This window comes from Nitrincola nitratireducens (genome assembly GCF_000585235.1).
Classification (GTDB): domain Bacteria; phylum Pseudomonadota; class Gammaproteobacteria; order Pseudomonadales; family Balneatricaceae; genus Nitrincola; species Nitrincola alkalisediminis.
In genome coordinates, this window is the sequence record NZ_AONB01000021.1 from 30,387 (window position 1) to 56,865 (window position 26,479).

At 48.6% G+C, this 26,479-nt stretch carries 27 protein-coding genes and 1 pseudogene; 12 read left to right on the forward strand and 16 right to left on the reverse strand.

Annotation, left to right across the window (positions count from 1 at the left end; translation table 11 throughout):
- Positions 1-8: 8 nt before the first annotated feature.
- Complete coding sequence (locus tag D791_RS15265; RefSeq protein ID WP_036513461.1) at positions 9-440, forward strand: hypothetical protein; 432 nt, start codon at positions 9-11, stop codon at positions 438-440.
- A gap of 3 nt (positions 441-443) precedes the next feature.
- On the opposite strand, the gene D791_RS15270 is transcribed toward D791_RS15265, so the two are convergent.
- From D791_RS15270 to D791_RS15325, 12 genes and pseudogenes are all read right to left on the reverse strand, one after another.
- Positions 444-1,385 carry an NADP-dependent oxidoreductase gene (locus tag D791_RS15270; RefSeq protein WP_036513464.1) on the reverse strand — a complete coding sequence of 314 codons (942 nt, stop codon included), beginning with the start codon at positions 1,383-1,385 and terminating at the stop codon, positions 444-446.
- A gap of 42 nt (positions 1,386-1,427) precedes the next feature.
- Complete coding sequence (phoR, locus tag D791_RS15275) at positions 1,428-2,759, reverse strand: phosphate regulon sensor histidine kinase PhoR (protein ID WP_036513468.1); 1,332 nt, start codon at positions 2,757-2,759, stop codon at positions 1,428-1,430.
- A gap of 51 nt (positions 2,760-2,810) precedes the next feature.
- Positions 2,811-3,506 (reverse strand): phosphate regulon transcriptional regulator PhoB, encoded by a 696-nt coding sequence (gene phoB, locus D791_RS15280; protein WP_036513471.1) that lies wholly within the window; start codon positions 3,504-3,506, stop codon positions 2,811-2,813.
- A gap of 108 nt (positions 3,507-3,614) precedes the next feature.
- Complete coding sequence (ubiA, locus tag D791_RS15285) at positions 3,615-4,475, reverse strand: 4-hydroxybenzoate octaprenyltransferase (RefSeq protein WP_036513474.1); 861 nt, start codon at positions 4,473-4,475, stop codon at positions 3,615-3,617.
- A gap of 119 nt (positions 4,476-4,594) precedes the next feature.
- The gene (locus tag D791_RS15290) at positions 4,595-4,717 is read right to left on the reverse strand and encodes a YgaP family membrane protein (protein WP_337588676.1); all 123 of its coding nucleotides are present in this window, start codon (positions 4,715-4,717) and stop codon (positions 4,595-4,597) included.
- An 83-nt stretch (positions 4,718-4,800) separates the two neighbouring features.
- Positions 4,801-5,343 carry a chorismate--pyruvate lyase family protein gene (locus tag D791_RS15295; protein WP_051514599.1) on the reverse strand — a complete coding sequence of 181 codons (543 nt, stop codon included), beginning with the start codon at positions 5,341-5,343 and terminating at the stop codon, positions 4,801-4,803.
- A gap of 73 nt (positions 5,344-5,416) precedes the next feature.
- Positions 5,417-6,175 (reverse strand): phosphate signaling complex protein PhoU, encoded by a 759-nt coding sequence (gene phoU / locus D791_RS15300; protein WP_036513479.1) that lies wholly within the window; start codon positions 6,173-6,175, stop codon positions 5,417-5,419.
- Between the two features lie 40 nt (positions 6,176-6,215).
- Positions 6,216-7,019 carry a phosphate ABC transporter ATP-binding protein PstB gene (pstB, locus tag D791_RS15305; protein WP_051514608.1) on the reverse strand — a complete coding sequence of 268 codons (804 nt, stop codon included), beginning with the start codon at positions 7,017-7,019 and terminating at the stop codon, positions 6,216-6,218.
- 12 nt (positions 7,020-7,031) lie between these two features.
- Positions 7,032-7,826, reverse strand: a pseudogene (pstA, locus tag D791_RS22085) (phosphate ABC transporter permease PstA); the annotation flags it as partial.
- 419 nt (positions 7,827-8,245) lie between these two features.
- Positions 8,246-8,431: a hypothetical protein gene (locus D791_RS15315; RefSeq protein ID WP_036513482.1), complete on the reverse strand. Its 186-nt coding sequence runs from the start codon at positions 8,429-8,431 to the stop codon at positions 8,246-8,248.
- 9 nt (positions 8,432-8,440) lie between these two features.
- On the reverse strand, positions 8,441-10,102 hold the full coding sequence (locus D791_RS15320) for an ABC transporter permease subunit (RefSeq protein WP_051514601.1): 1,662 nt from the start codon (positions 10,100-10,102) through the stop codon (positions 8,441-8,443).
- Positions 10,092-11,066, reverse strand: coding sequence for a PstS family phosphate ABC transporter substrate-binding protein (locus tag D791_RS15325; protein WP_051514602.1), 975 nt, complete (start codon positions 11,064-11,066; stop codon positions 10,092-10,094). The genes D791_RS15320 and D791_RS15325 overlap by 11 nt, the downstream gene beginning before the upstream one ends.
- A 220-nt stretch (positions 11,067-11,286) precedes the next feature.
- On the opposite strand from D791_RS15325, the gene D791_RS15330 reads away from it, so the two are divergent.
- From D791_RS15330 to D791_RS21565, 9 genes are all read left to right on the forward strand, one after another.
- Positions 11,287-12,321: a substrate-binding domain-containing protein gene (locus D791_RS15330; RefSeq protein ID WP_036513485.1), complete on the forward strand. Its 1,035-nt coding sequence runs from the start codon at positions 11,287-11,289 to the stop codon at positions 12,319-12,321.
- Positions 12,322-12,399: 78 nt separating this feature from the next.
- Positions 12,400-12,771, forward strand: a complete 372-nt coding sequence (locus D791_RS22090; RefSeq protein WP_420329350.1) for a phosphate ABC transporter permease family protein — start codon at positions 12,400-12,402, stop codon at positions 12,769-12,771.
- Positions 12,765-13,784, forward strand: a complete 1,020-nt coding sequence (gene pstC, locus D791_RS15335) for a phosphate ABC transporter permease subunit PstC (protein ID WP_420329351.1) — start codon at positions 12,765-12,767, stop codon at positions 13,782-13,784. Before D791_RS22090 ends, pstC begins: the two co-directional genes overlap by 7 nt.
- A gap of 6 nt (positions 13,785-13,790) precedes the next feature.
- Positions 13,791-15,167, forward strand: a complete 1,377-nt coding sequence (gene pstA, locus D791_RS15340) for a phosphate ABC transporter permease PstA (protein WP_081763902.1) — start codon at positions 13,791-13,793, stop codon at positions 15,165-15,167.
- Positions 15,168-15,169: 2 nt separating this feature from the next.
- Positions 15,170-16,003: a phosphate ABC transporter ATP-binding protein PstB gene (gene pstB, locus D791_RS15345; RefSeq protein ID WP_081763903.1), complete on the forward strand. Its 834-nt coding sequence runs from the start codon at positions 15,170-15,172 to the stop codon at positions 16,001-16,003.
- Positions 16,004-16,041: 38 nt separating this feature from the next.
- On the forward strand, positions 16,042-16,764 hold the full coding sequence (gene phoU / locus D791_RS15350; RefSeq protein WP_036513488.1) for a phosphate signaling complex protein PhoU: 723 nt from the start codon (positions 16,042-16,044) through the stop codon (positions 16,762-16,764).
- 155 nt (positions 16,765-16,919) lie between these two features.
- A complete protein-coding gene (locus tag D791_RS15355; RefSeq protein ID WP_036513491.1) occupies positions 16,920-17,933 on the forward strand; it encodes an ArsJ-associated glyceraldehyde-3-phosphate dehydrogenase in 1,014 nt (337 codons plus the stop codon).
- Between the two features lie 2 nt (positions 17,934-17,935).
- A complete protein-coding gene (gene arsJ / locus D791_RS15360) occupies positions 17,936-19,165 on the forward strand; it encodes an organoarsenical effux MFS transporter ArsJ (protein ID WP_036513493.1) in 1,230 nt (409 codons plus the stop codon).
- A gap of 1 nt (position 19,166) precedes the next feature.
- Positions 19,167-19,583 carry a metalloregulator ArsR/SmtB family transcription factor gene (locus tag D791_RS21565; RefSeq protein WP_272944859.1) on the forward strand — a complete coding sequence of 139 codons (417 nt, stop codon included), beginning with the start codon at positions 19,167-19,169 and terminating at the stop codon, positions 19,581-19,583.
- A gap of 67 nt (positions 19,584-19,650) precedes the next feature.
- Here the strand turns inward: D791_RS21565 and arsB are convergent, their stop codons facing one another.
- Positions 19,651-20,715, reverse strand: a complete 1,065-nt coding sequence (gene arsB / locus D791_RS15370; RefSeq protein ID WP_036513495.1) for an ACR3 family arsenite efflux transporter — start codon at positions 20,713-20,715, stop codon at positions 19,651-19,653.
- Between the two features lie 304 nt (positions 20,716-21,019).
- On the opposite strand from arsB, the gene D791_RS15375 reads away from it, so the two are divergent.
- Positions 21,020-21,361: a hypothetical protein gene (locus D791_RS15375; protein WP_036513497.1), complete on the forward strand. Its 342-nt coding sequence runs from the start codon at positions 21,020-21,022 to the stop codon at positions 21,359-21,361.
- A 57-nt stretch (positions 21,362-21,418) separates the two neighbouring features.
- Here D791_RS15375 and D791_RS15380 read toward each other — a convergent pair whose 3' ends face one another.
- The 3 genes from D791_RS15380 to D791_RS19795 all read right to left on the reverse strand — a co-directional run bounded on the left by D791_RS15380 (position 21,419) and on the right by D791_RS19795 (position 25,270).
- Positions 21,419-22,567 carry an MFS transporter gene (locus D791_RS15380; protein WP_036513499.1) on the reverse strand — a complete coding sequence of 383 codons (1,149 nt, stop codon included), beginning with the start codon at positions 22,565-22,567 and terminating at the stop codon, positions 21,419-21,421.
- 73 nt (positions 22,568-22,640) lie between these two features.
- Positions 22,641-24,218: a glycosyltransferase gene (locus D791_RS19790; protein WP_081763904.1), complete on the reverse strand. Its 1,578-nt coding sequence runs from the start codon at positions 24,216-24,218 to the stop codon at positions 22,641-22,643.
- Positions 24,182-25,270 carry a PHP domain-containing protein gene (locus D791_RS19795; RefSeq protein ID WP_081763905.1) on the reverse strand — a complete coding sequence of 363 codons (1,089 nt, stop codon included), beginning with the start codon at positions 25,268-25,270 and terminating at the stop codon, positions 24,182-24,184. The genes D791_RS19790 and D791_RS19795 overlap by 37 nt, the downstream gene beginning before the upstream one ends.
- 182 nt (positions 25,271-25,452) lie before the next feature.
- Between D791_RS19795 and phnD the strand changes: the two genes are divergently transcribed.
- On the forward strand, positions 25,453-26,421 hold the full coding sequence (gene phnD, locus D791_RS15390) for a phosphate/phosphite/phosphonate ABC transporter substrate-binding protein (RefSeq protein WP_036513501.1): 969 nt from the start codon (positions 25,453-25,455) through the stop codon (positions 26,419-26,421).
- Positions 26,422-26,479 lie beyond the last annotated feature (58 nt).

Genomic DNA, 26,479 nt, shown 5'->3' on the forward strand with positions numbered 1-26,479 from the left:
AGCTTTTCATGCGTCGTAAAATTGTTCTGTTTAGTCTTGTTTTTCTAGTTGCTATTGGACTTATCGCTTGGCAACAATCGCCACAGTGGTTGGAGTCTTTTAATGAAACACGAGCAGAAGAGGCTAAGCAGTATCGAGCGAAGGGCCTAGCGCTCGGAGACGTCTCAGATCAAGAGACTTGTGTGACCCGCGCGCTCAGCGACTATGCAAGTTGCACCGATTCGACCTACGCCTGCACGGTCAATCAGGGCATTCAGTTAAAAGCCTGTTTAGAAGCGGCTCAACCGAGCGAAAACTTCTGTGCAGATGTCCCTGAGTTCAATGAAAAAGCCACCGAAGAAGAGAAGAACTGGGCGCGTTACGGATGTTGGGATGCGGATATTGCTGGCGAAGGCTGCAGATTGCTGCTGCGTCAAAAGCAGCAGTTCTGCAGCCAATAGGTCTTATTCCGAAATACTGAGCAGGATCTTACCCACGGTTTTGCCTGTTGCACTCAGTTTGTGAGCGGCGGCGGCATCCGATAAGGGGAAGGTCTTCGCCAGCTTTAAAATCAACTTGCCGTCGGCCACTAAATTGGCAAGGGATGCCAGTTGTTGTGGGTTAGGCACCACACGGATCGGCTCAACGGTGACATCGGTGCCTTCTGCCGCAGCGGCAACCTGAGCGGCTGTGACGGAAGGTAAGGTCACCATGCGTCCACCGGGTTTCAGCGTAATCAAAGCATTGATGGCCGTATCGCCGCCTACACCATCGATAATTAAATCAAAGGTGTCTGCATAATCACGCATATCAGCACGTGTGTAGTCAATCACTTCTTGGCAACCCAAGCTTTGAAGAAACTCAATATTGGCCGTTGAACAGGTTGCACTGACTTGCGCCTCATGGATGGCAGCTAATTGAACAGCTAAATGACCCACTCCACCCGCACCCGCTAGAACCAGCACTTTTTGTCCCGTTTTTAGCTCGCCTTTGTCGAATAAGGCTTGCCATGCTGTTAAGCCCGCTAAGCCTAAACCGCCAGCGGTTAAGGCATCCAATCCTTCTGGACGCAGTGCGATTTGGTCAGCTGGCGCTGTTAAATACTCGGCATAAGTACTGGCGGGTGTTGGAAAACGAACGAAACCTAAAACAGCGTCTCCTACGTTAAAAGTGTCAACTCCTTCACCACAGGCTTCAATAATACCGCTAAATTCCCATCCAGGAATAAAAGGAAATTGTTCAATGAAGCCAGAAGCGCCGCCACCTGAGCAGGTTTTCCAATCGATTGGATTGACGCCAGCCGCTTGATTGCGAATTAAGACTTCGCCAGGGCCTGCTTTTGGCTGCTCGGTTTCTTCGTAGACTAAATTGTCGGGTTCGAACGCATGAACACAGATTGCAAACATCAGGTGTACTCCACAGATATTGGCTAAAAACTCTCCACTGAGTCAGTGGTGACTGATGTTATTATCTACTTCAGACTCTTCAATTTCTACGTCGGTGAGCATATCAACAGGGAAATGGCAGATAAACTCACTGCCCACACCCAATTTGCTTTTGATTTCAAGTTTGGCGCCATGCCGAGCCAAGACATGTTTGACGATGGATAAACCCAGTCCAGTGCCGCCTGTTTCCGATGATCGCCCTTCATCAACGCGGTAAAAGCGTTCGGTGAGATGCGGAATATGGTGTGATTCAATACCGCGCCCGTTATCAATGACACTTAAGTGCCCGCCGGATGCGTCGCTTCGCCATTCTATCTTTATTTCACACCCTTCTGGCGTGTACCTGACGGCATTAAATACCAAATTGGAAAAGGCGCTGTGAAGTTCGTTCGGTTGTCCGAGCAGGTCTTTATCTGACGCAATGTTGAGTGTCAGGATGTGTTCTTTTGTACCACTGAGTAATATGCCGTCACGCTTGATTCGATATAGAAGAGAAGGAAGGTTAACGGGTTGCTCATCTTTCACGTGTTGGCTTGACTCTAAACGTGACAGTAACAGCAAATCGCTGACTAGACTTTCCATGCGCAAGGTTTGTTGCTGCATTTGGCTTAAGCCACGCATAATGGGTTTGGGTAACTCTTGATCTAAGAAGGTTTCAAGATACCCTCGAATCACCGTTAGCGGGGTTCTTAACTCATGGGATGCATTCGCGACAAAGGTTTGGCGAGTCTGCTCAAGCTGCTTAAGGCGGGTGATATCACGTGCAACGAGGAGTCTGTCACCTTCACCAAATCGAGTAATGTGATATTGCAATGTCATCTGGTGATGAACGGGTGACATTAACTCAAAGGGTTCGGAGTATTCTTGTTTTTTGTAATAACGAATAAAGCGCGGGTCGCGCAGTAGGTTGAGAATGGACTTTTTCTTATCGATTTTGGGTTTGAGGCCCAATAAGCGCTCAGCTGATCGATTCCACCATTCTAACTTGTCTCTGGCATCAATAATGACAACGGCATCTTCTAACGCAGCGGAGGATTGTTGGAAGCGTCTGATGACCGACAGGAGCTTTGTTTCATGCTCCTTGTTGGAGCGTTGTAAGCGATACAGAGCATAGGATAAATCGCCCCAAGAGGACGGCAGATCCGGTGGTTCACTGTTGTCTGTTTTGATGGCCCAGGCATATAAACGCTGAAACTGTCGCAACTGATAGAGGCTCCACGAGAGCGAGCCCAGCAATAAGCCAAGCAGAAAGTGCTCAGTGACGAACCCAACCAAACCCCCGACAACACAAAAAGTGAATAGGCTAACAAACAATTTTGGTTTGGAGATAACCATAAATATGGGGGTCCATAGCGGGTTGGTTCAATGCTAAGTAGAAGGTTAACTCTAACTCAGTTGAGCTGAAAACCGATAGCCTGTTCCTCTCACGGTTTGAATTAAATAATCGTGTCGTTCGCCCAGTGCTTTGCGAAGGCGGCGAATGTGCACATCAACCGTGCGCTCCTCAACGTAAACATTCCCACCCCAAACCATGTCCAATAACTGCCCACGGGAGTATGCCCTGTCTTGATGCGTCATGAAAAACTGCAACAGACGGAATTCTGTTGGGCCCAGTTCTAAGGGTGAGTTGCTGGATAACACACGGTGAGAAATAGGATCAAGTGTTAAATCATCCACGGTAACCGGCTCTTCAATGCCTTTTGGTGTCGTGCGTCGCAGGACGGTTTTTAGACGAGCCACTAATTCGCGCGGTGAAAAGGGCTTGGTGATGTAGTCATCAACGCCGACTTCAAGGCCTTGAATTTTATTATCTTCTTCGGCTTTGGCCGTTAACATAATAATCGGGATGTTGGACGTTACTTCGTCACGACGTAAACGACGCGCGAAATCGATTCCATTCGTACCTGGCATCATCCAGTCCAGCAATACCATATCCGGCTTTTGGTCCAATACAGCGGCATGCGCTTGTTGAGCATTCTCAGCTTCTATGCATTCGTAGCCAGCCATCTCAAGTGCGACAGCAATCATCTCGCGGATAGGCGCTTCGTCATCAACAATTAATACCCGTTTAGCAACAGACATCCCTAAAACCTCAACATTAAAAACCAGATACCTATTACAAGACGTTTCTGTTACATAAATATGACAATCACGGCCTTAGTATTATCTATTTTATGAAAACAACCAAGTTTAGGCAGCATAATGCAGAACAATCCCTATCAGAACGGATAATTCGGCCAGGTGATTATTTAAAAAGGCTTTAAAGCACGGGTCGCGTTCCCTGTGCCGAATCAGCAAAAATTGATAGACAAAAAAGCCAGCGGCACCCAGTAGACCCGCATAGTACCAGCCACTCATAGAGAGCTGCAGGCCGACAAATGCCAACAATCCTAAAGCAGACAATTGAAGAAGGCTAATGATGAGCACATCGCGCTGACCAAACAAAATGGCGGTGGATTTAACGCCGATTTTCAGGTCATCGTCACGATCCACCATGGCGTATTGAGTGTCATAGGCAACGGTCCAGAGCACTTTTGCGAGATATAACAGCAGTGCAAGGGTTGGCAGGCTCTCAGTCACCGCCGTAAACGCCATAGGAATGGCCCAACCAAATGCAGCGCCTAACACCACCTGCGGTAAATGCGTGTAGCGCTTCATAAAGGGATAGGTGAATGCAAGTGCGATGCCCACCACTGACATTAAAACCGTCATGGTGTTGGTAAAAAGAACGAGAAAGAATGAAATCAGCATTAAGCCGATGAACAAATAAATGGCTTCCTTCTCAGAGACTTCGCCAGTGGCTAAAGGGCGATTGGCGGTGCGCTTAACATGACCATCGATATGCCGGTCTGCATAGTCATTAATGACACAGCCAGCCGATCGCGTTAAAAATACACCCAAAATAAAAATAATGAGGAGATGGGGAGCGGGGACGCCTTCCGATGCAATCCAGAGCGCCCAAAGTGTGGGCCACAGCAGAAGCCAGGTGCCGATAGGTCGATCAGCACGCATTAAACGAATATAAACGGAAACTTTATTTGCAACATTCATGACTCAGCTCCTTTTAGAGGCGCTATTGTACGCCTTAAGGCGCTGAGTCAAAATAACGTCTTACTTTTTCGTGCAAATTCCCAAAAGTGGGTAGAGTGGGCAATAGCCGACCAATCCCGTCAACAAGGTACAATACCGATCCAACCCCAGATAGGCAGTGCACCGAACAGGGTTGCGAGGACCAACGCTGCGCCAATCACAATTCGTAGGATGCGATCAATTCCGCCGACATTCAGTTTCATGATATAACTCCTTTATCTAAATTAGACTTTATTGTAATAGATAGAGTTGAGAATAGAAACGTTTAAACGATCTTACAAAGCACTTAAGCGTTAGGGTGATAGGTAATTTGCTGCATCGGCGGTAGGAAGATTTCGGTGACGAGTAGCGGATGTGCCGCGATCCAAAACACAGAGCGGCGGCTCGGGTAGGCTTGTCCATTGGCGTAGAAGTGGCAAAGCTCAATGTCACCTCTTTTGATGGTTGGGTCTGTAAACAGCATCGTTCCTAACGAGCGACTGCCGAGTCGATTCAGACGCTGATGACACTGTTTTAGTGTTGCGACAGGAACAACTGAGCGCGCGTAAACCCAAGGTTGTTGGTGACCCAAGAGCTCGACTTCACGAATGAGAACACGTTGTTTTGGGTTTAAGCCCAAGGCGGATGCTTCATCTTTTGTGGGGATAGCTAGGTTTTGAGAGAGAAGCTTAACAGAAAACTGTCCGTGACTGGCGCGAATTAGGGCCTCAGTTAATGAGCCCTTGTCGCACAGCCAATTGCGCCAGTGGCTAGACAGGGCAGGTCTGCGTTTTGCACTGAGCCAAGTGGATCGTGTAAAGCCGTTAAGTGGAATGTCTGAATAGTGCACAAAAACATCACATAGCCGTTGTTATGGGGTCGGCAGTATAACATTTTTGTGCAAATGGATACGTTCTGAGCGGCTAATTATCTTCGTTCAGCTCCATTTCATCGTCTGGAGATTCGTTGCGTAATGAGCGTTTAATGCTGATGAGGCTTTGGTGACGTACATCCATGCCGCTGACTTGATAAATTAAGTGTTCGGAAAGGTTTCGGGCATGATCACCGATACGCTCAAGACTTCTGAGTACCCACATAACGTTTAAAATGGCAGAGATTGAACGCGGGTCTTCCATCATATACGTGGCCAAGGAGCGCATCGCTGTACGGTATTCCATGTTCACATTGCTGTCTTGTTTGGCCACGTTATAGGCCAACTCCAGATCGCTGCGTGCGAAAGCCGTTAGAACATCTTTGACCATACTCGAAACGAGCTTACCGATATGACGAACCTCTTGATAGCCTTTAGGAGAAGGGCCACTTTGTGCAATCTCGATCGCATGCTTACAGATGCGGCTGGCTTCATCGCCCATGCGTTCAAGGTCAGTCACTGAGCGGCTAATTGACACAATTAAACGTAGATCACTGGCCGTGGGCTGGCGCGTGGCGATCATTTTTGTGCACTGATCATCAATGCTCAGTTCCATCTGATTGGTTTGCTTATCCATGCGTCGCGACTCTTCAGCCATATCGAGGTTATTGTTGATCAGTGCCTCAATCGCATCACTGACTTGCCGCTCAACAATCCCGCCCATGGCTAAAAGTTCAGTTCGTATTTTTTCCAACTCATGATTGAATTGTTGTGAAATGTGCCGTGAAAAGCCTTCGTTACTTGTGAACATGATGTTGTCCTATTATTGTTTGATGTCAACGCACATCGTGTTATTCAACAAATCGGCCTGTAATGTAGTTTTCGGTAGCTCGTTTACGAGGGTTTGTGAATAGCTGCTGTGTTTCGCCATACTCAATGAGAGTGCCTTGGTGCAGATAAGCCGTATAATCCGATACGCGCGCAGCCTGCTGCATATTATGCGTCACTATGATTATAGTGTAATTATGTTTCAATTCTGTGATGAGCTCTTCAATTTTAAGTGTCGAAATTGGATCCAATGCGGATGCGGGCTCGTCTAGCAGCAGAACTTCAGGTTCAACAGCTAAGGCTCTGGCTATCACCAATCGTTGTTGTTGACCTCCGGAGAGCTCATAGGCATTGGTGTTTAATCGATCTTTCACTTCATCCCATAAGGCTGCACGCGTCAAGGCATGCTCAATGGCGGTGTCCAATCGGCGACGGCTGCGGATGCCTTGTATTCGCAATCCATACGCGACATTCTCGTAAATGGATTTAGGGAAAGGGTTTGGAAGCTGGAAAACCATGCCAATACGCCGTCTTAAGTCTGCAATATTCATACTGGGTGCGTAGATATCCTGGTTATCCAAATGTATCTGGCCAGACACTCGACACTCTGTTGATAAGTCATTTAAGCGGTTAAGGCTGCGCAGTAAGGTTGATTTGCCACAGCCAGAAGGGCCGATCAGGGCGGTAACATGATTGGCAATCACATCCAGATCAATCGATTTGAGAATTGGGGTTTGGCCAAAGCTCAAATTGAAGTCACGAATTGACAGTTTAATCGGGAAGGCTTGACCTGGATCAGGCAGCGTCCTTGGTTGATAGGGGGTCATGGTGTTATCCATCTAAATAGGCTTCTTGTCATCTTGAAAACGAACACGCAAACGATTGCGCAACAAGATCGCACTGAGATTCAGCAAAATGATCAGCAATATGAGCAGTAGAGCCGTTGTGAAGACGAAGGGTAAACTGGCATCTGTCCGGCCTGTTTGAAAGGCAAGGTCAAAGATATGGTAGCCTAAGTGCATAATTTTTCGGTCAAGGTGTAAAAATGGAAACTCCGCATCCAAGGGAAGCTCAGGAGCCAATTTGACAACTCCGACCAGCATGAGCGGGGCGACCTCACCTGCGGCGCGTGCAATGGCGAGAATCAAGCCTGTTAGAATCGCTGGTGTTGTTAGCGGCAGGACAATGCGCCACAGGGTTTCTGTATGGCTGGCACCAAGTGCTAGGCTGCCTTCTCGAACGGATTTTGGAATACGGGCGAGCCCTTCTTCCGTTGATACGATGACGACAGGCAGCGTGAGCAGAGCTAGCGTTAACGACACCCAAATAAGACCTGGGGTACCAAACGTTGGCATCGGCAAGGACTCTGAATAGAAGAGCTGGTCGATACTGCCACCGAGCGTATAGACAAAAAAGGCCAGCCCAAACACACCGAAGACAATCGAGGGCGTGCCCGCCAAGTTGTAGACTGCAATGCGGATGGTCTGGGTTATCCAGCCAAGGCGAGCGTACTCATGTAAATACACAGCGGCCATCACGCCAATTGGCGTCACGAAAACGGTCATAATCAAGACGGTAATAACGGTTCCAAATAGCGCGGGAAAGATGCCCCCTTCAGTTCCACCTTGTCGGGGCGATTCGACCATAAACTGCAAGAGTCCCTTGCCAAACACCTGCATTTTTTCGACCCATGACAGTTGATTGGGGAAGTGAATCTCTAAAATATCAACCAGATTGAGGGTTAATGCTTCGCCATTGCCGAGTAGCAGCGTTAATTGGGCATCTTTCTGTGCAGTTTTAATCTGTTCCGGCCAGTCTACAGGGGGTGGGGTGATCGTTGAGGTTGGGCTGAGCCGGAGCAAGATGGGCTCTGCAATTAAGCGTCCAAACGTCCTGTGTTCCAATGTCATTAATTCTGGGCGCTGAGTCATTGTGTTAATTTGGGCGTCCGTTAACCAAATAAAGTCTTGATAGGCGGCTTGCGCTTCTGAGCGTCTGAATAAGTATTCCTGTGTGCCTTGATCTGTGCTTTGATACGAGATGCGCTGTCCGATCAGGCGTTGCATCGATGGGTCATCCTGTTCGTGATAATGAACGTCAAAAATGGGCGCAGGCCAGAAATGACTGAGCCTTTAACGGCAATAAAGCCAATCAATATCGCGACCAAGAGTAACGACACAGACAAAGCGCCAGCACTTAACCAGATCCAAGCGTGTCCACCGGAAAGCCAACGATTCATAGCGCTTCCTTAAAGTTGTTGATAGCGTTTCTTCAACCCTTGTCGAATCAACGCCGCCAGCGTATTAAGGACAAAGGTAAACACAAACAGGATCAATACCGATAACAGCAGCACACGATAATGAGTGCTGCCGGCCTGAGCTTCGGGCAGCTCCATGGCAATATTGGCAGACAGACTGCGCATGCCTTCAAAGAGGTTCATATTCACCAACGGCGTATTTCCACTGGCCATTAATAAAATCATGGTTTCGCCTAAGGCACGACCAAAACCAATAATGATCGCTGAGAAAATACCCGCGCTGGCGGTCGGAAGGATAACACCCTGTAGGCTTTGCCAAGGTGTTGCGCCTAAAGCTAATGCCCCTTCGGTGAGATGTTTTGGCACCGATGATAATGCATCCTCTGCCAGTGAAAAAATGGTCGGAATAATCGCAAACCCCATGGCGATACCGATCACCAGCCCATTGCGTTGAGCGTAATCGATATTGTGATGGGCTAACCACTGACGTAAGTCCTGCGCAAATACCCAAGACTCAAATAACGAAGAGGCATAGGGGAGTGCCCAGACAAATGCCACTAGCGCCGGAATGAGCAAAACCCATAGGCTGGATTTTAGGCGATAGTGCGTTGAGTCGGGCAAAATTGACCATAACCACGAGAGCAAAACGAGGTATAACGGCAGGGCGATCAGGCCAAACAACACTTGAACGAGGTAGGCTTCAATGAGGGGGGCCAGATAAATACCAGCAATAAACCCTATCACCACGGTGGGTAGAGCCTCCATCAGTTCGACACTCGGTTTGATCCAATTGCGCAACCGTGTGGGCATAAAATAGGCCGTATACACAGCCCCCATTATGGCCAATGGCATGGCAAACAGCATCGCAAAAAAAGCGGCTTTTAACGTGCCTATACTTAACGGCACAATACTGTACTTGCCATCATGATACTCTGCCGATGGCGCAGATTGCCAAACCCATTCAGCCTGGTTGCGACCCTCATACTGCACTTTATGCAGCAATGAGGTGATGGATATTTGAGGGTGAGGGTTCAGCAGATGCCAATAGCGGGTTTCGCCAGAGGCCAGCCGTACTCCAAGAATTTGGTTGGACGAGGACAAGCTATAGGCCTTAATGGGTTCATCGGTTAAATACCCTGACCACAGGGTTTCGCCTGTGGGGGCATAGTGAATAGCAAGATGCCCTTGTTGGTCCAAGCTTAAAAAGCCTCGCCGTTGAGATTCAGGGATTAAAGCCAGTATCGGCGCCCTGTGGGATGTAAACTCATGTACCTTTTGAAAAGAGGCGGGAGTTCCTGCATCGCCCATCAGCCAAAACCACTGTTGAATACCACCATCTGAAGTGGTGGTGAGTAAAGACCGCTGATTTTCGGCAAGTCGGTAAACCAAAGCCGAGGGGTCAAGGTTGACTGGGTGCCATTGAAAAGATGACCTGTGTTCTTCAGACAGGCGTTCAGTCTCTATAGGCGTGACTTGGATGGGCTTGAAAATCGGGAACACTTGATAACCGAGATAGACAAACATGAGCAACAAAGAAATAACGACGGTATAGCCGCTGCTGCGGATCATCAAGGACATAACCGCATCTCGACAGCGTCGCCAAGTTTGAAAAGCCGACTGCTTGGCCTGCTTCGGCTTAGGGTTAGGACGCATCTAGATCAAGGCTCCTGAGGATATTGATCGCTTCGTCAGCCGGTAAAGCTACAAAGCCTTCCTGCATGAGAATAGATTGCCCCGTAGTCGAGTAGAGCATACGAATGAACTCGGCATGCAAGGGCGATAAAGGTTTAGACGGAGGATGATTAAGATACAGGTATAAAAAGCGCGCCAACGGGTAGCGCTGCTCCAATGCATTCTGTGCCGTGGGCAGTATTGCCGCATCCGTGGGGCGAATTGAAATGGCGAGTGGTTTGACATCCACGGACGCTGCGCCTAAGCCAGAATAGCCAAGGCCATTGAATGAGCGAGAAATGCTGCGCACGACGGCCGCTGAGCCAGGCTGCTCACTGACTTGGGGACGAAAATCTCCACCCAAAAGAACTAAATCACGAAAAAAACCATAGGTCCCAGAGGCGGCGTTGCGTCCAAACAAGGTAATGGGTTGATCATGCAGTCGCCCCTCAAGACCTAGGTCTCCCCAGCGTTGAATCGACATACCTGCGCTTTGATACTGAGTGACGGAGTAGAGTGCATCAAGCTCAACCAGGCTAATGCGGGTTAAGGGATTGTCTCTATTGACAAACACGGCGATTAAATCGAGCGCAATGGGTAACTCTAAAGGCGGGTAGCCGTACTGTTGTTCAAACTCGTGTCGCTCAGACAAACGCATGGGGCGACTCATCGGGGCTAGGGAGGCCGTACCTTGAATCAGTGCCGTCGGGGCGGTTGATGATCCACTGCCTTGTACCTGAAGGGTGACCTGAGGGTGGAGTTGAGCGAACTGTGTGGCTAATTGGGTCATTAATGCGTTGAGCGTGTCCGATCCAGTGGAGTGTAAACTGCCTGATAAGACAGCCGTTGGCTGATACTGTGGATAACTCGACAGGTCCTCAGCATGACCAAAGGATGGAACATACAGCAGGCTCAACACACATAAGTATAAAACGCGAAAGTACATCAATGACGTATCCAAATAGTTCAACGTTGACTCAACACATTTCCAAAAAAGTTAAATGAATTCAAAACGCCAAGATTAAGGGCGCTCCCAGCTGTAATACAAATGTAATATTTAATTCATTTTTCTGTCACATTTATCAGACACACTAGCCTCAGTAAGAATTAGCGATCCTCCTAAAGGTTAGGTGGGTCGTCTCCACTAACTTAATGAGGACACTTACATGACCTTTCGTAACAATGCCCTTGCAATTGCCATGACCGCTGCCACTGCTGTTGCGTTTGCAGCCCCTGCAATGGCTCGTGATACGATCCAGATCGCTGGCTCTTCAACTGTACTGCCTTTTTCTTCAATTGTCGCTGAGGAATTCGGTAATTCTTTCGCACAGTTCAAAACGCCTGTTGTGGGTTCAGGCGGTTCAGGCGGTGGCTTGCGTCAATTCTGCCAAGGCGTAGGTGCAAATACCATTGATATCGCAAACTCTTCACGCGCGATTCGTCCTAACGAGTTAGAAAACTGCTTCGCAAACGGCGTAACCGAAGTGATCGAAGTCAAATTCGGTTATGACGGTATCGTGTTTGCATCACGCACAGACAGCGGAAGCTTTGCTTTGGAACCACACCATGTATTCTTAGCTGGCGCTGCACAAGTACCACAAAACGGTCAAATGGTTGCGAACCCTTACTCACGTTGGAACCAGATTGACGCCAGCTTGCCAGACCAAGAAATTTTATTGGTTATCCCAGGTTCTAACCACGGTACTCGTGAAGTCTACGAAGAAAAAGTTGTGCACCCAGGTTGCGATAGCTTTGATGAAGTGAAGGCGCTTTCTGGTGAAGAAAAAACAAACTTCTGTAATGCGATTCGTACAGACGGCCGTGTTGTAGAGGTTGCAGGTGATTACACTGAAACTCTGGCACGTTTGGATGCACAGAGCAACGCGTTGGGTGTGTTTGGTCTGAGCTTCTATGATCAAAACCGTGACCGTTTGCAAGTGGCGACAGTGGGTGGTGTGACGCCAAGCTTGGAAACCATTGCAACAGGTGAGTACCCAGTATCTCGTCCTCTGTTCTTCTACGTTAAGAATGCACACGTTGGCGTGATTCCAGGTCTTCTGGAATATGCTCAGTACTTCATGAGCGCCGAAGTGGGTGGCATGGGTAGCCCATTAGAAGCTGCGGGTCTGATTCCAATGGATGACGATGAGCGCGCTGAGGTTATCTCTGCGATTCAATCACGTACGTTAATGCAGCCGTAAGGCACGCTGAACGGAACCGGGGCTCTGTTTTGGCATCCCCGGTTTTGGCATTTATGAGGACACTACGCTGGAGCGAGTATGAGTAATCTCGTATTGTTAACAGTGCTGCTGATGGTAATGGCAGTGGCTTATCAAATTGGACTGGTGCGCAGCAAGCGTATGTCGGTTGCGGCTGTGGACGGTGGAACGCGTATGCATTCTCGACCGGCTTACCACGGCACATTGGTTGCGCTGTGGACGGTGGTGCCAGCGGCCTTAATCTATATGGTCTGGAGCTTTTTCCAGCCGAATATCCTGAACTCAATGGTGATGAGTCAGTTGCCATCTGAGGTCTTAACCGCCTCTGATAACGAGCTGCGTATACTCCTGAATCGCATCATTAATTTATCCACAGGCTTTGGTTTAGCGGATGAGGCGCAGGCCTACGAGCTGGCGGCGGCGAGATGCTGAGAGAACTTCGTAATCAAGGCAACTTTATTATGTTGGCGTTGATGGCATCGGTTGCATCGGCAGGATTAGTCTTGACATGGCGACGTATTCAACCGGATTTGCGTGCGCGCAATCAGGTCGAAGTAGTCACACGTTTCTTACTGATTCTCTGTTCAACAATCGCCATATTGACGACGATCGGCATTGTTTTTTCCATGCTGGGCGAAGCGTTACGCTTTTTTTCTTTTGTTAGCCCTGCTGACTTTTTCTTCGGGACGACCTGGAACCCTCGCTTTTCGACCGTAGGCACCTCTGGACAAACGGGCTTTGGGATGCTGCCGCTGTTATGGGGTACCTTAATGATCGCCATCATTGCTCTATTAGTGGCGGTTCCGATTGGCTTAATGACGGCCATTTATTTGGCAGAGTACGCGCCTTCTAAAGTGAGAGCAGTTGCCAAGCCGGTCATTGAGGTGCTCGCCGGTATTCCAACCATCGTGTATGGTTTTTTTGCCCTAGTGACCGTTGGCCCTTTTTTGAATATGTTAGGTGCCACATTGGGATTGGAAATACGCGCTACCTCGGCCTTAACGGCGGGTGTGGTGATGGGTATTATGATCATTCCTTTCATTTCCTCTCTGTCTGACGACATTATCACCCAAGTGCCAAAAGCCATGCGCGATGGCTCACTCGGCTTGGGCGCTACCAAATCTGAAACAATTCGTAAGGTGGTGATTCCCGCTGCTTTACCAGGGATCGTGGGTGCTATTTTGTTGGCGGCAAGCCGCGCCATCGGTGAAACCATGATTGTGGTATTGGCCGCGGGTAACAGCCCAGTATTAACGGCCAATCCGTTTGAGGCGGTATCCACTATGACCGTCACCATCGTGAACCAATTGACGGGCGACTTGGATTTCGCAAGTCCACAATCTTTGGTTGCGTTCGCATTGGGGCTGACGCTCTTTGTGATAACCCTGTGTCTGAACGTGGTGGCACTGGTTATTGTTCGTAAATACCGTGAACAGTATGAGTAAGTTGTTATGACGACATCAACGCAAATAACCTCAGAAATGAGCCTAGCGGAAAAGCGCGATATTATGCAGCAGCGTGTGGCTAAGTCGCTAAAACGTCGCCATGCGCAAGAAACTCGGTTCAAAATGATTGGCATGGGCGCTGTGGGATTGGCCTTGGCCTTTGTGGTCATTCTGTTTGCCACCATTTTGTCTAAAGGCTTACCAGCCTTTTGGCAGGCGCACATCACGCTGGATGTGTACTTTGACCCAGACGTGATTAAAATTGACGATAAGCCTGTTCGCCAAAGCACCGAAAGTGAAGCCGCATTTAATCAACGCATGCTGGCATGGCAGACACAATTGGGGTTTGTTAACTTCAACCGAATTATTCTGGACTCTCTTGAAAAGGTGATTCCGGATGCTAAGGCCTATCAGCGCGATGCCATGCGTCTTGTCACCAGCGGTGAGCGTTTTGCGCTAAGGGGCATGGTTGAAGAAAACCCATCGATTATCGGACAAACGCTCAAACTTAATTTGTTGGCCGATGCCAACGTTGATGTTTGGATAAAGGATAATATCGACCGTAGTTTACCCGATGCACAGCAGCAATTGAGTGCTAAAACGCGCCAGTGGGTGGATGAGCTTGAAGCGCGCGGCATCATACAGAACAAGTTTAGTACGGCACTCTTCATGAATCCGGACTCTCGCAGCTCTCTGGCATCGGCGGGTCTTGCTGGCGCATTTATGGGTTCTGTGATGATGATGTTGATTGTGATGTTTTTAGCAGTCCCTGTGGGCGTGGCCTCTGCGATTTATCTTGAAGAGTTTGCACCGAAGAACAAACTGACCGATTTGATAGAGGTCAATATCAACAACTTGGCCGCAGTACCGTCGATTGTCTTTGGTTTGTTGGGTGCCTCGGTCTTTATTCTGTGGTTTAAATTGCCATTGTCGGCACCCATTGTAGGGGGACTTGTGCTATCCCTAATGACTTTACCGACAGTGATAATTGCGACCCGTTCAAATTTAAAAGCGATACCACCGTCCATTCGCCAAGCGGCATTAGGGATCGGTGCTTCAAAAGTGCAGTCTGTGTTTCATCACGTTTTGCCCTTGGCGATTCCCGGCATTCTAACGGGAGCCATTTTGGGTGTGGCACAAGCATTGGGTGAGTCCGCTCCCTTATTGCTGATCGGCATGAGTTCATTCGTTGCCAGCGTGCCTTCAACGCCGTTTGATCAGTCCACGGCACTTCCTGTACAAATTTATTTATGGCAAGGCAATGAGCTGCGCAATTTCTTCGAGGCAAGAACCTCTGCGGCAATTATTGTGTTGTTAAGTCTAATGATTTCGCTTAACGCGTTGGCCATTTGGTTGCGTAAGCGCTTTGAAACTCGGTGGTGATTATGAATATGGAGCAAGCAGCGATGGGTGCGATGCAAATGACGTTTTCTGATGAGAAAAAACCGACTCCTACGAGTGGAAAAGTCAAAATGGCCGCGCGTGATGTCAAAGTGTTCTACGGTGACAACGAAGCCATCCATGGTGTGAATATGGACATCATGGAGAACGAGGTGGTTGCGTTCATTGGTCCATCAGGATGTGGTAAATCGACGTTTTTACGATGCTTGAATCGAATGAACGATACCATCGATATCTGTCGCGTCACGGGCAAGGTGACCTTGGATGAGCGTGATATTTACGATAAATCCTTGGATGTTGTGCAGTTAAGAGCACAAGTGGGCATGGTGTTCCAAAAGCCGAACCCTTTCCCTAAGTCCATTTACGAAAATATCGTGTACGGTCCTAAGTTGCACGGTTTGGTGAATAGCAAAAGCGATATGGATGAGATTGTCGAGTCGAGTTTGCAAAGAGCAGGCCTCTGGAAGGAGGTTAAAGACCGACTGGATTCACCAGGAACGGGTTTGTCGGGTGGTCAACAGCAGCGTTTATGTATTGCCCGTGCGATCGCCGTGAGCCCAGAGGTGATTTTGATGGATGAGCCGTGTTCTGCGCTTGACCCCATCGCGACCTCGATCATTGAAGAGCTGATTGATGAGCTCAAAGGCAGTTATACCATCGCTATTGTGACGCACAATATGCAGCAGGCTGCCCGTGTATCCGATAAAACAGCCTTCTTCCATATGGGGGATTTGGTTGAGATTAGCGAAACGCGTGAGATTTTTACCAATCCTAAAGATCGTCGCACTGAAGATTATATTACCGGTCGTTTCGGTTAATTTGAGCGCCCCACAGCGGCGGTAATGAAGGAGTGAACATGAACAAGCAACGAGTCGACGGTCATACGTCACAGGCCTATGATGCGGAGATGAACCAAGTCGTCAATCACGTTCTAGAAATGGGTGAGTTGGTGACGCAGCAGGTTGAAAAGGCCTTGCAGGCGTTTATTCACAGTGATTCTGCGTTGGCACAACAGGTCGTCGAGAAAGATCATCTTGTCAATAAAATGGAAGTGGACATTGACAATGAGTGCGTGCAAATTCTTGTACGTCGTCAACCCGCAGCGGGTGATTTGCGTGCAGTGATTGCCGTCATTAAAACGATCAAGGATGTTGAGCGTATTGGTGATCAAGCCAAGCGTATTGCACGGTTGGCTTTAAAAGCATCTGAAGCCGATCAAATGATGGCACCAAAAGAGTTCAATGAGTTTCAGACCATGGGCAGCCGTGTCTTGGAAATGTTGCGTGGTGCGATGCAAGCCTTCAGAAAAATGGATGCAGAGGATGCCTTAAGCGTTGCCTTGCTTGATAAGCAAATCGACAACGATTATGAAGCTATTTTGCGCCAGAATATGACCTATATGCTTGAAGACCCACGTAACATTACCCGAATTGTCGAAATGACTTGGGCTGGACGTGCGATTGAGCGTATTGGTGACCACGCCCGAAATATCTGCGAATACACCATTTATTTTGTCAAAGGCCAAGATGTTCGTCACCAAGATGACGCGGTGCTAGAGGCAACGGTCAAGGGCCGTTAATAGAAGTCATGTGTTTTAACGAAAGGAGCCTTGTGCTCCTTTTTTGTTTGCGATAAACCCTTGTGCTCTGAGGTTAACCGTAAGCGATTTGTCATGATTTTGTCATCATATTCGTTTATTGTTATATGCACTTTAACATATATGAGGAAGGCAACATGGCGATTAAGGTCGGTATCAATGGCTTCGGCCGTATGGGGCGTTTAGCACTCAGAGCGGCGTGGAATTGGCCTGAGTTTGAGTTCGTTCGTATCAATGACCCTGCTGCAGGCGCCGAGAGCTTGGCGCATTTGCTTAACTTTGACTCAGTGCATGGGCGCTGGTTGCATGAAGCCTCGGCTGAAGGCGATCAAATCCTGATCGATGGCAAGTCCATTCAGGTCAGTCGCGAAAAAGAAATTGCCGCCACCGACTGGTCTGATTGTGACTTGGTCTTTGAATGCTCAGGTAAGATGAAAAGCCAAAGCGTCTTGCAAGCCTACTTAGATCAAGGGGTTAAGCGGGTCGTTGTCTCTGCTCCGATTAAGGAAGCGGGCGTGTTGAACGTCGTAATGGGCGTGAACGATCACCTGTATAACCCAGCAGAGCATCGTATCGTCACCGCTGCTTCGTGCACCACGAACTGCTTGGCACCGGTGGTCAAAGTTATTAAAGAAAAACTCGGCATCAAGCATGCGAGCATGACCACCATTCATGACTTAACCAACACCCAGACTATCCTGGACGCACCCCACAAGGATCTGCGTCGTGCGCGTGCTTGTGGTTCTAGCTTAATTCCAACCACAACGGGATCGGCGAAAGCGATTATCGAGATTTTCCCTGAACTGGCGGGTCGTATCAACGGTCATGCGGTGCGTGTTCCGTTGGCCAATGCCTCTTTAACCGACTGTGTATTCGAGGTTGAAACACCGACCAGTGCGGAACAGGTCAATGCCTTTTTAAAAGCCGCGTCTGAAAACGAGTTGGCGGGCATTCTGGGCTATGAAGAGCGCCCATTGGTGTCTGTGGATTACCGTGGGGATTCACGCTCTAGCATCATCGATGCCTTATCAACGATGGTGGTGAATGAAACGCACGTCAAAATCTATGCATGGTACGACAATGAGTGGGGCTACAGTGTCAGAATGGTCGAGCTGGGGCGTAAAGTTGGCGTATTAGATTTAGGACAATAACCATGTTAGCAGGGCTTTCGCGTGAGGTGCGGCAATATCTGATTGTCACAGGCAATTATTGGGCGTTTACACTGACAGACGGTGCACTGCGCATGTTGGTAGTGCTCTATTTTAACCAGTTAGGCTACAGCCCCTTACAGATTGCCCTGTTGTTTATTTTTTATGAAATTTTTGGCGTGGTGACCAACCTTGTCGGAGGTTGGCTTGGCGCGCGTTTAGGTTTAAACCGCACCATGAATGTGGGGTTGATTCTGCAGGTTGGCGCGTTATTGATGCTGACCCTGCCTGCAGAATACTTAACCGTGGCTTGGGTCATGCTGGCGCAGGCCTTGTCGGGGATTGCCAAAGATTTAAATAAAATGAGTGCCAAGAGTTCGATTAAACTCTTGGTTCCTGACAATGCTCAGGGCACGCTCTACCAATGGGTGGCGTTGCTAACCGGTTCAAAAAATGCGTTGAAGGGCATCGGTTTTTTCTTAGGGGCCATGTTGTTAACACTTCTGGGCTTTACGGGTGCGGTTGCTGTGATGGCGGCCATGTTAGGTTTGGTGTGGATTTTTTCCATTCTCACCTTGCGTGATGATTTAGGTCGTATGAAAAACAAGCCTAAGTTCACAGATGTGTTCTCGAAAAGCCGTGCCATCAACTATCTGTCAGCAGCGCGTTGCTTTTTGTTCGCGTCCCGGGATGTTTGGTTTGTCATCGCCTTGCCTGTTTTTTTGAAAGACGGCTTGGGTTGGAGTTTCTGGCAAGTGGGCTTTTTCATGGCCAGTTGGGTGATTGGTTACGGCATTGTGCAATCCGTAGCACCGTATTTTACCGGCAAACGTTCGGGTCGAATTCCGGGACGTGGCGCCGTGGTTGCATGGGGCAGTGTGTTGGCCGCTTTACCCTTGATGATGGCGGTCGGTTTATCGTTTAACTGGGATGCACAAACGCTATTGATATCGGGCTTGATGGCATTCGGCGTGGTGTTTGCGGTGAATTCATCTCTGCACAGTTACTTAATTGTTAGCTATGCCCGTGGTGACGGTGTTTCGCTGGATGTCGGTTTTTACTACATGGCCAATGCCATGGGGCGTTTACTCGGCACAGTTTTGTCAGGATGGCTCTACATGGCCTATGGCTTGCAAATGTGCTTGAGTGTTTCGGCAGTCATGGTAGGGTTAGCAGTATTGATTTCGTTGGCTTTGCCGCAGGGGCGTCAACTGGCTGCAGTAGAGGAAAAGTAGAGTGATCGGCGTTGAAAAAACAGGCAATCCAGTAGGTTACGAAGCGCAACGGCAGAACCTGAGCGAAGGGGCAGGGGATGCTCTGATGTTCTATAAGAATCTAGCAGAAGAAAACCGATTGCTCAGCTTGTTGCTGCTGAAGCAAGAAGGTGAACTGTGCGTGTGTGAGATTATGGAAGCACTGAATCAGTCGCAACCCAAAATCTCTCGTCATTTGGCGCAACTACGTCGGTCAGGGTTGCTCGTAGATCGACGCCAAGGGCAGTGGGTCTTATATCGTCTTAATCCTGATATGCACACTTGGATGCAGGACGTATTAGAGCGGACGCTCATCGAAAACCCTCATCTGCTGGAAGAGCCCAGCCGACGTTTAAGCGATATGTCGACTCGGCCAATCTTCTGCTCCACGTCCGCCTGAATAGACCGTCTTCAGTTGCCGATAAAAGGCTGCTGAAGAGGTGTTTAGATTTGTGAGGACTTGACGGCTAAGCAAACTGTCCTCGGGTACGATTGGCATAGCGCACCAGCGCTAACATCAAAGGCACTTCCACCAAGATGCCAACCACCGTTGCCAAGGCCGCGCCAGATTGTAATCCAAACAGGGCAATCGCCGCGGCAACCGCCAACTCAAAAAAGTTACTTGCGCCGATCATCGCACCGGGTGCGGCAATGTTATGTGGCACCTTCCAGCGCTTTGCCCAGTAGTAGGCCAGTAAAAATATCAGCACAGTTTGTATGATAAGTGGCACAGCAATGAGGGCGATATGCAAAGGGTTGGCTAAAATCACATCGCCTTGGAACGCAAACAGCAGCACCAGTGTAATAATCAAGGCAATGGGTGTGACTGAGCCAATTTTTGGCAAAAAAACCTGGTCAAACCAATCCTGACCGTTCTTTTTAATGATGCTAATGCGGGTGAGATACCCCGCAGCTAAGGGAATGACGATATACAGCACAACTGACAGGGCGACGGTGTCCCAAGGTACGGGGATGTTAGAGATCCCTAGTAGTAGCACCACGATGGGAGCGAAGGCAAAGAGCATGATGAGGTCGTTTAGCGCGACTTGTACGAGGGTGTAGGCGGCATCGCCACGGGTTAGGTAGCTCCAGACAAAGACCATCGCAGTACAGGGTGCCGCACCCAGTAAAATCGCCCCGGCTAGGTATTCATAGGCCAAGGCTTCAGGAATAAAGGGGCGAAACAGCACCACCAGAAAAAACCAGCTGATGGCGAACATGCTAAAGGGTTTAATCAACCAATTGACGCAGGTGGTGATCATCAATCCTTTTGGTTGTTTGCGCACGTTCAATAAGGCTGAGAAATCAATTTGCACCATCATCGGAAAAATCATACCCCAGATTAAAAGGGCAACGGGTATGGAAACTTGAGCAACTTCATAGGCGGCTAAGGCTTGCGGTAGGGCGGGTGCTAACTGCCCCAGTAGTACACCGGCGATGATGGCCAGTCCGACCCAAACGGATAGAAATCGGCCAAAGACTCCCATGCTTTCACTAGAGGGGTCCGCGTGAGTGGCGGTGGACTGAGTCATTATTGTTTTCCTTTGAATGATATACGTTTTTTCATATATAAATAAGTATAGCGAATTTCAAAGGTGTTACCATTACCGTTTTGTGAAAAATTGCCTCGTGACGTAACAATTAACTCCGTTGAAGCAATAGGCGGCTGAAGTCTGTTGAGTGAATCATGGCTAAGTTTGAGTGTTTAGAGTGTAACATGGAGAGCGATAATAGCGCTTGGAAACACAGGGTATCTCTGGTTAAATGCATTGAGTTACAAGATTCCGATCAGAACAATAATAACTGACACCATGTTTAATGGTCAGAGATTGAACAATGAGCATTACCTTACCCTTGCCTCCGCACAAAAAAATCACCTTTACCTGCCGTGTTGAGGCGGGTTGCCTAGGCCCTGATGGAGCGCTTCATGTACAGGCGTTTTGCCAACATGCTGAACAGGAAATCGCGTTTTTTGATACAGGTGTCATACAATGGCGCTTGGTGCCTCGACATGACAAGTCGGAGGACGAGATCCAGTATTCCATCGCCTCAAAGATCCTGACGCGTGAGCAAGCGGCTCGCTATTTTTCCTTGCTAGACCGTGACATTGAAGATATCGAAAATTTCTTCCACGGTTTTCTAGTACGATTGATCAACGAGTATCTCGGGCACGAGTAAGTACTCACTTACGCTGATCTTTAAGAGACTTGGGAAAGCGGTCTTCCGATAGCGATTCTAGGCGGATCGCGTCTTTCGGTTCTTAAAAATCCATACGCTTAGGAGCATCGTGATCAGGGTTGAGCCCCAATAGAACTCAGTGATCAAGTCCTGCTCAATCAAAATCGCTGCAAATAAAGCCCCAATCGCAACGGAAAAATCACGCCAGAAGGTGAAAGCACTTAATGAAAGCTGACGTTCATTTTCTTGCTCACTGATATCCGCTAACAGCTTCGGCATTAAAATCATGAGAAGCGCATGTCCCGTGGCTGCCAGTACGCTGGCAAAGAGAATCCAAGCCGTTGGCATCAACAGCCCCGATACCAACAAGCATCCGACCGTAAACACTAACCAACCATAGGTATTGGCGAAGAGGGCGAAACGCACGGAGATGAGTCCAATCACCATGCTAAAAATACGCTTTGCCGCGAAAATAAAGGCGACCGTGGATAAGGCAATGTGGGTTGAATAGCCCATATTGACCAATTGTGGCGCTAGAATGATGACCCAGACACCGTCAAACAATAAACACAATAAAAAGGTGAGCTGGTGCAGGGGAGCCGGTTTGGGCCAAGATGCCGTTGCCTTTGCTTGGCTTTGGCGTTGCGGGTTAGGCAGTCCCAAGGCCGGAAGAATGGCGAGCACACACAGGAGCGTACCGAACATTAGCACCTGACTCAGGGTTAAAAAGGTCAGTAGCCAAGGCGAGAGTAGCATGACCAGCAGCGGCCCGATTTCTTGAAAGCTGGTAAACCAGCCTAAGTTTTTAAGGCTAAGGGATCGCTCTTCCGTCGCATAATGCAAACACGCCAAACGCATTAAGGCAAAGGCACAGCCCCAGAGCACACGTGAAGCCAACAAAATCCAAGGGCTGGCCATGAGCACAAAGCATAGGCTTGCTATCGTGGCTAAGGCAATCGCCTGCAATAACGCCTTACGCGCACCCATGATCTGAAAATAACTGACGAGCCATGGATTGATCAGCAGTCGAATGAAACGATTTAAGGATAACAGGAGTCCTACCCATAACAGGGTTAAGCCAAACGACTCGAAGTACAGGGGTAACAGCAAATAGAGTAAGGCGTCCGACACCAGTGTCAGGGTCAGCACTAGGCTGGATAACAAGGTGTTTCGCGTCGAATGCTGAACAGGTGTTGATGCGGACATAACCGCCGCTCCTTTTAGCGAAAAAGAGCAGGCTAGAATAAACTAAAAGCGAGCGAGACGGGTAAAGGATTTTTTACAATCCAATATCGCTTAACAATTGGGACATGATATCGCTTGCCCGATAGTCAGTTTCCCGCCGTTGTGCGCCCTTTTGGAGGGTTTGACGTGCTTGCGGTTCCCAGTGTAAGTATTGGCAAACGATCTGTGCCATTTCTGTTGCGTTTTCAGCGGTAAAGGAGTTAATGCCATGCTGAATAATGTCTTTAGGGCCTTTGACATTGTATGCCACGACGGGAAGACCTGTGGCCATGGCTTCTAAGACTACACAGCCAAAGGTGTCAAAACGTGAGGGCAGCAGGAGCAGATCGGCTTGCAGGTACAATGAGGCGAGTTTGTCTTTTTCTACCCAGCCTAAATAGCAGGCATCCGGCATACGCTTTTGCAGTTTTTTCAATGCAGGGCCTTTGCCTGCGATGAGCAGTTGTGCATCTGGGTGAAGCGTTTTGATGGCAGCAAAAATACCGGGTAAATCCAATACCCCTTTTTCACGGCTGATGCGTCCAGCAAATAGCAGCGTTTTACCTGGCGGTTTAGCACCACGTTGAACACCCGCTTCGACATAACGCGCATCTATCCAATGCTGAGTGCTATAGAGACGTTCAATTGGAAAATCCATTGCGTCAGAGGCTAACCAAGCTTTGTGGTCAGAATTGAGGACAAACAAGCCATCATACTGTTGATAAAAAAAGCGTAACAAACGTCGCAGGCGGTCGCTGGACTGTGCATCCAATGCAGCACTTCGTTTAAAGAATTCATTCCAGTCGGTATGCATGTAGAAGTAGGTGGGCACCGAAAAGGCTTTCTTCAGATACAAGGCGATGAGTCCCATCACCAACTCGGTGGAGCAGATAATTCGATCATAGCCACCCACTTCAAACAGTGTTTGCACCTCCAGCATGTCCGGGATATAGAGCGTCTGTTCACTCAGTGATGGAATACTAAAGGACTTCATTGGTTTTAGAACATGCAGGTGAGCCTGTGCCTCCTGAGTGGGATGGCAGATCAGCATATCAATCGGCAGTTCATGCGCTTGCACATGAGCAAGGGTCGACTGCAGTACTGAAGACACACCATTGGCATCGGAAAAGCTATCGGTTAACCAAAGCACGCGCTTCGAGTGTTGGCCTTCTTGTAAATCCTCGGCCAGATCATTTAAAAAATCACGGTTGGCGTAGAGCACCTGACTGCCCGCAAAGGAGGCCCCGCCGATGACCAGAGTTGCCAGTGCAGGGAAGGTCACCTGATCCAGCAAGCCAAATATGTTAAGATCCGTCATGCGTGGATGCTTAGCGTAGCTGTTGTTAAACAGGCTTCTAAACGAGGTAGGCAGCTCAAAATGCTCAATGAGGGTCTGGGCATTGATACGTTTGAGGGTCTTCTTAGGCAAGGATAGAATTTCGTGTTCTAAGCGGTCAAAAAAGACTTGAGTCACTTCCCGATACAAGGCGGGAAGCGTCTGGCGTAGGGTTGCCGTAAAGTGCTTAGGCTGTTGTTGGCGAGCCTTGGCAATGTCTTTGATAATCTTTAACGTGGGCTTAAAGGCTTTGCTAACTCCTAAGCTTTTCCAGAGGGCCGGTGATTGGCCGTGCAAGGCTGATGAAAGGTTTTTAAAAAGCCCAAGGTGTATTTATGGCGTTGCAATTCCTGCATCGCATTGCTCACGGCCAAACACATTACCTTGTCTTGTAAACGGCCTTTATGCAGCATTAAACGCAATAAGCCGGGGTCTTCCATGTTGAGCGTTACCTGCGCGAAATAGTCCAGAAAGGCCGTGGTTAGGCGTTCCTCTTCACCTGGCTCACCATAGGGAGCGGTATACCCCTTGCGTAGGGCCTCTAGTGCCAGTTGCGATAAGGGCGTGCTTATGCGCCGTTCAGCCAAGTTATCCACGTGTAGGAACGTGCCACATTCTCCTGCAAAAATGCCGTTATGGTCATCGGAGCCACCCGTCATGCATTTGTTAAAGGGGTGAGCACAAAAATCGGCTGGATTGATTTTATGCTTATGCGCCAGTTCTGTGATTTTTTCGTCTGTTAAACTGGCGACCCAGCGTTGGGTTAGATGGTTTTGCCAATAACCGCGTTGACCGTTGAGTACTTCAAAACGCTCGAACAAGAGGGCGAACTTTTCCAGTAATTCGATGTTTGGCTTCTTTTTGGCGGTATAAAAGAATAAGGGATGGGGTAAAACCGTGGGAATATCTTGCTCAAGTGCATAGGCTTGGAACTGAAAAATATTGAATCGTAGTTTGTTCAGCCTGACTTCTTGAGCGGGCGAAAAGCCATAGGCCAAGACATGAATGCTTAAACTGTCATCGGGAAAGTGGCAGGTAAATTCAGCGCCTGAGAGAATATCCAGACCCTTGTCCATCAACGTCCAGCAGGAGCGAGCATTGTTATGATTGGTAACGGTCATTAAATCCGCCCCAGCATCATTCAATCGTTCCAGTAGCTTATGTGACGGTAACCAGGTCTCGGGTAGCTTAAGCAAACGCCCCCAGAGCTCATCAGGAACATCGCTATTTAAATCATGACAATGCAGGTCAATTTTTAGCCGATTCTCAACGGGAAAGCGCTGCTCTTGTGCTAATAAAAAGCGATCATATTCTTGACGAATCTGAGAGTGAAAAGGGCTACCCGTCATGGCAAGGCGTTCCTGAGAATAAGTTACATTCTATGGTATGAAACCTATGTGACAGTTTTCTTACAAAGGGTAAAAAAGATGAGTAAACAATGTGTCATTGGATTGTCATGAAATCGTCACCGGGATGAAATGAAGTCACTTTAGAGTTTTGACCTAAGTTTAAAACTAAGGGTAAAACACCAATGAACCTCGTTTCTAACATTCAGAAATTCGCGACGCTGCCTGTTCTTTTAGGTTTAGCGATCTCCAGTGCAACCCTACAGGCCAGTGATTTGGCACCTCGTTTCACGGATGCGAACGGCGACATGGTGGCGGATGCACCAACCGACCCGAAGGATTGGATTGATCCTAATGTACTGATTTTCGCCTATACACCGGTTGAAGACCCCGCTGTGTATGCTCAAGTGTGGGACGATTTCTTAAAGCACATGGAAAAAGTGACCGGTAAGCGTGTGCAGTTTTTCCCAGTGCAGTCGAATGCGGCTCAGTTAGAAGCCATGCGTGCTGGACGCCTTCATGTCGCAGGCTTCAACACAGGCTCAAATCCGTTGGCGGTTAACTGTGCGGGATTTGTACCCTTCACAATGATGGCGCGGGACGATGGCAGCTTTGGGTACGAAATGGAGATTATCACCCGTCCAGATTCGGGGATTGCGAAGGTTGAAGACATCAAAGGTCGAAGCTTAGCCTTTACTGCGCCAACCTCCAACTCTGGGTATAAAGCGCCTTCAGCACTCTTGTCTGCCGAGTTTGGTTTAGAGGCTGAAGTTGACTTTACGCCGTCTTTTTCCGGCAGTCATGACAACTCCATTTTAGGGGTTGTGAATAAAGACTACGATGCGGCGGCAATTGCGAACTCAGTGTTGAAGCGTATGGTGTCTAGAAATGTCGTGTCTGAGGCTGACTATACCACTATTTACACCTCACAAACCTTCCCAACCACGGGTTACGGTTATGTGTATAACCTGAAGCCTGAATTAGCCGAAAAAGTGAAAGAGGCGTTCTTTAGCTATGAGTGGGCGGGTTCACCCTTAGAAGCTGAATTTACAAACTCGGGTGAAGCTCAATTCATTCCAATTACCTATAAAGAACATTGGGAAGTGGTGCGCACTATCGATGCAGCGATGGATGTCACCTACAACTGCAACTGATTTAAGGCTCGAGCTTACGCTCATTTGGCCCCTCTTTATGAGGGGCTGTTTTTTTGTA

What these genes read in the sequence shown, in the direction of transcription:
- arsB (WP_036513495.1), bottom strand. Translation starts at nt 20,715, where the DNA reads ATGACTCAGTCCACCGCCACTCACGCGGACCCCTCTAGTGAAAGCATG.
- arsJ (WP_036513493.1), top strand. Translation starts at nt 17,936, where the DNA reads ATGTTAGCAGGGCTTTCGCGTGAGGTGCGGCAATATCTGATTGTCACA.
- D791_RS15270 (WP_036513464.1), bottom strand. Translation starts at nt 1,385, where the DNA reads ATGTTTGCAATCTGTGTTCATGCGTTCGAACCCGACAATTTAGTCTAC.
- phoU (WP_036513488.1), top strand. Translation starts at nt 16,042, where the DNA reads ATGAACAAGCAACGAGTCGACGGTCATACGTCACAGGCCTATGATGCG.
- ubiA (WP_036513474.1), bottom strand. Translation starts at nt 4,475, where the DNA reads ATGAATGTTGCAAATAAAGTTTCCGTTTATATTCGTTTAATGCGTGCT.
- D791_RS15320 (WP_051514601.1), bottom strand. Translation starts at nt 10,102, where the DNA reads ATGCGTCCTAACCCTAAGCCGAAGCAGGCCAAGCAGTCGGCTTTTCAA.
- D791_RS15290 (WP_337588676.1), bottom strand. Translation starts at nt 4,717, where the DNA reads ATGAAACTGAATGTCGGCGGAATTGATCGCATCCTACGAATTGTGATT.
- D791_RS15375 (WP_036513497.1), top strand. Translation starts at nt 21,020, where the DNA reads ATGAGCATTACCTTACCCTTGCCTCCGCACAAAAAAATCACCTTTACC.
- pstA (WP_081763902.1), top strand. Translation starts at nt 13,791, where the DNA reads ATGACGACATCAACGCAAATAACCTCAGAAATGAGCCTAGCGGAAAAG.
- D791_RS15355 (WP_036513491.1), top strand. Translation starts at nt 16,920, where the DNA reads ATGGCGATTAAGGTCGGTATCAATGGCTTCGGCCGTATGGGGCGTTTA.
- pstB (WP_081763903.1), top strand. Translation starts at nt 15,170, where the DNA reads ATGAATATGGAGCAAGCAGCGATGGGTGCGATGCAAATGACGTTTTCT.
- pstC (WP_420329351.1), top strand. Translation starts at nt 12,765, where the DNA reads ATGCTGAGAGAACTTCGTAATCAAGGCAACTTTATTATGTTGGCGTTG.
- phoB (WP_036513471.1), bottom strand. Translation starts at nt 3,506, where the DNA reads ATGTCTGTTGCTAAACGGGTATTAATTGTTGATGACGAAGCGCCTATC.
- D791_RS22090 (WP_420329350.1), top strand. Translation starts at nt 12,400, where the DNA reads ATGAGTAATCTCGTATTGTTAACAGTGCTGCTGATGGTAATGGCAGTG.
- phoU (WP_036513479.1), bottom strand. Translation starts at nt 6,175, where the DNA reads ATGTTCACAAGTAACGAAGGCTTTTCACGGCACATTTCACAACAATTC.
- phoR (WP_036513468.1), bottom strand. Translation starts at nt 2,759, where the DNA reads ATGGTTATCTCCAAACCAAAATTGTTTGTTAGCCTATTCACTTTTTGT.
- phnD (WP_036513501.1), top strand. Translation starts at nt 25,453, where the DNA reads ATGAACCTCGTTTCTAACATTCAGAAATTCGCGACGCTGCCTGTTCTT.
- D791_RS15265 (WP_036513461.1), top strand. Translation starts at nt 9, where the DNA reads ATGCGTCGTAAAATTGTTCTGTTTAGTCTTGTTTTTCTAGTTGCTATT.
- D791_RS15325 (WP_051514602.1), bottom strand. Translation starts at nt 11,066, where the DNA reads ATGTACTTTCGCGTTTTATACTTATGTGTGTTGAGCCTGCTGTATGTT.
- D791_RS15315 (WP_036513482.1), bottom strand. Translation starts at nt 8,431, where the DNA reads ATGAATCGTTGGCTTTCCGGTGGACACGCTTGGATCTGGTTAAGTGCT.
- D791_RS15330 (WP_036513485.1), top strand. Translation starts at nt 11,287, where the DNA reads ATGACCTTTCGTAACAATGCCCTTGCAATTGCCATGACCGCTGCCACT.
- pstB (WP_051514608.1), bottom strand. Translation starts at nt 7,019, where the DNA reads ATGACCCCCTATCAACCAAGGACGCTGCCTGATCCAGGTCAAGCCTTC.
- D791_RS19795 (WP_081763905.1), bottom strand. Translation starts at nt 25,270, where the DNA reads ATGACGGGTAGCCCTTTTCACTCTCAGATTCGTCAAGAATATGATCGC.
- D791_RS15380 (WP_036513499.1), bottom strand. Translation starts at nt 22,567, where the DNA reads ATGTCCGCATCAACACCTGTTCAGCATTCGACGCGAAACACCTTGTTA.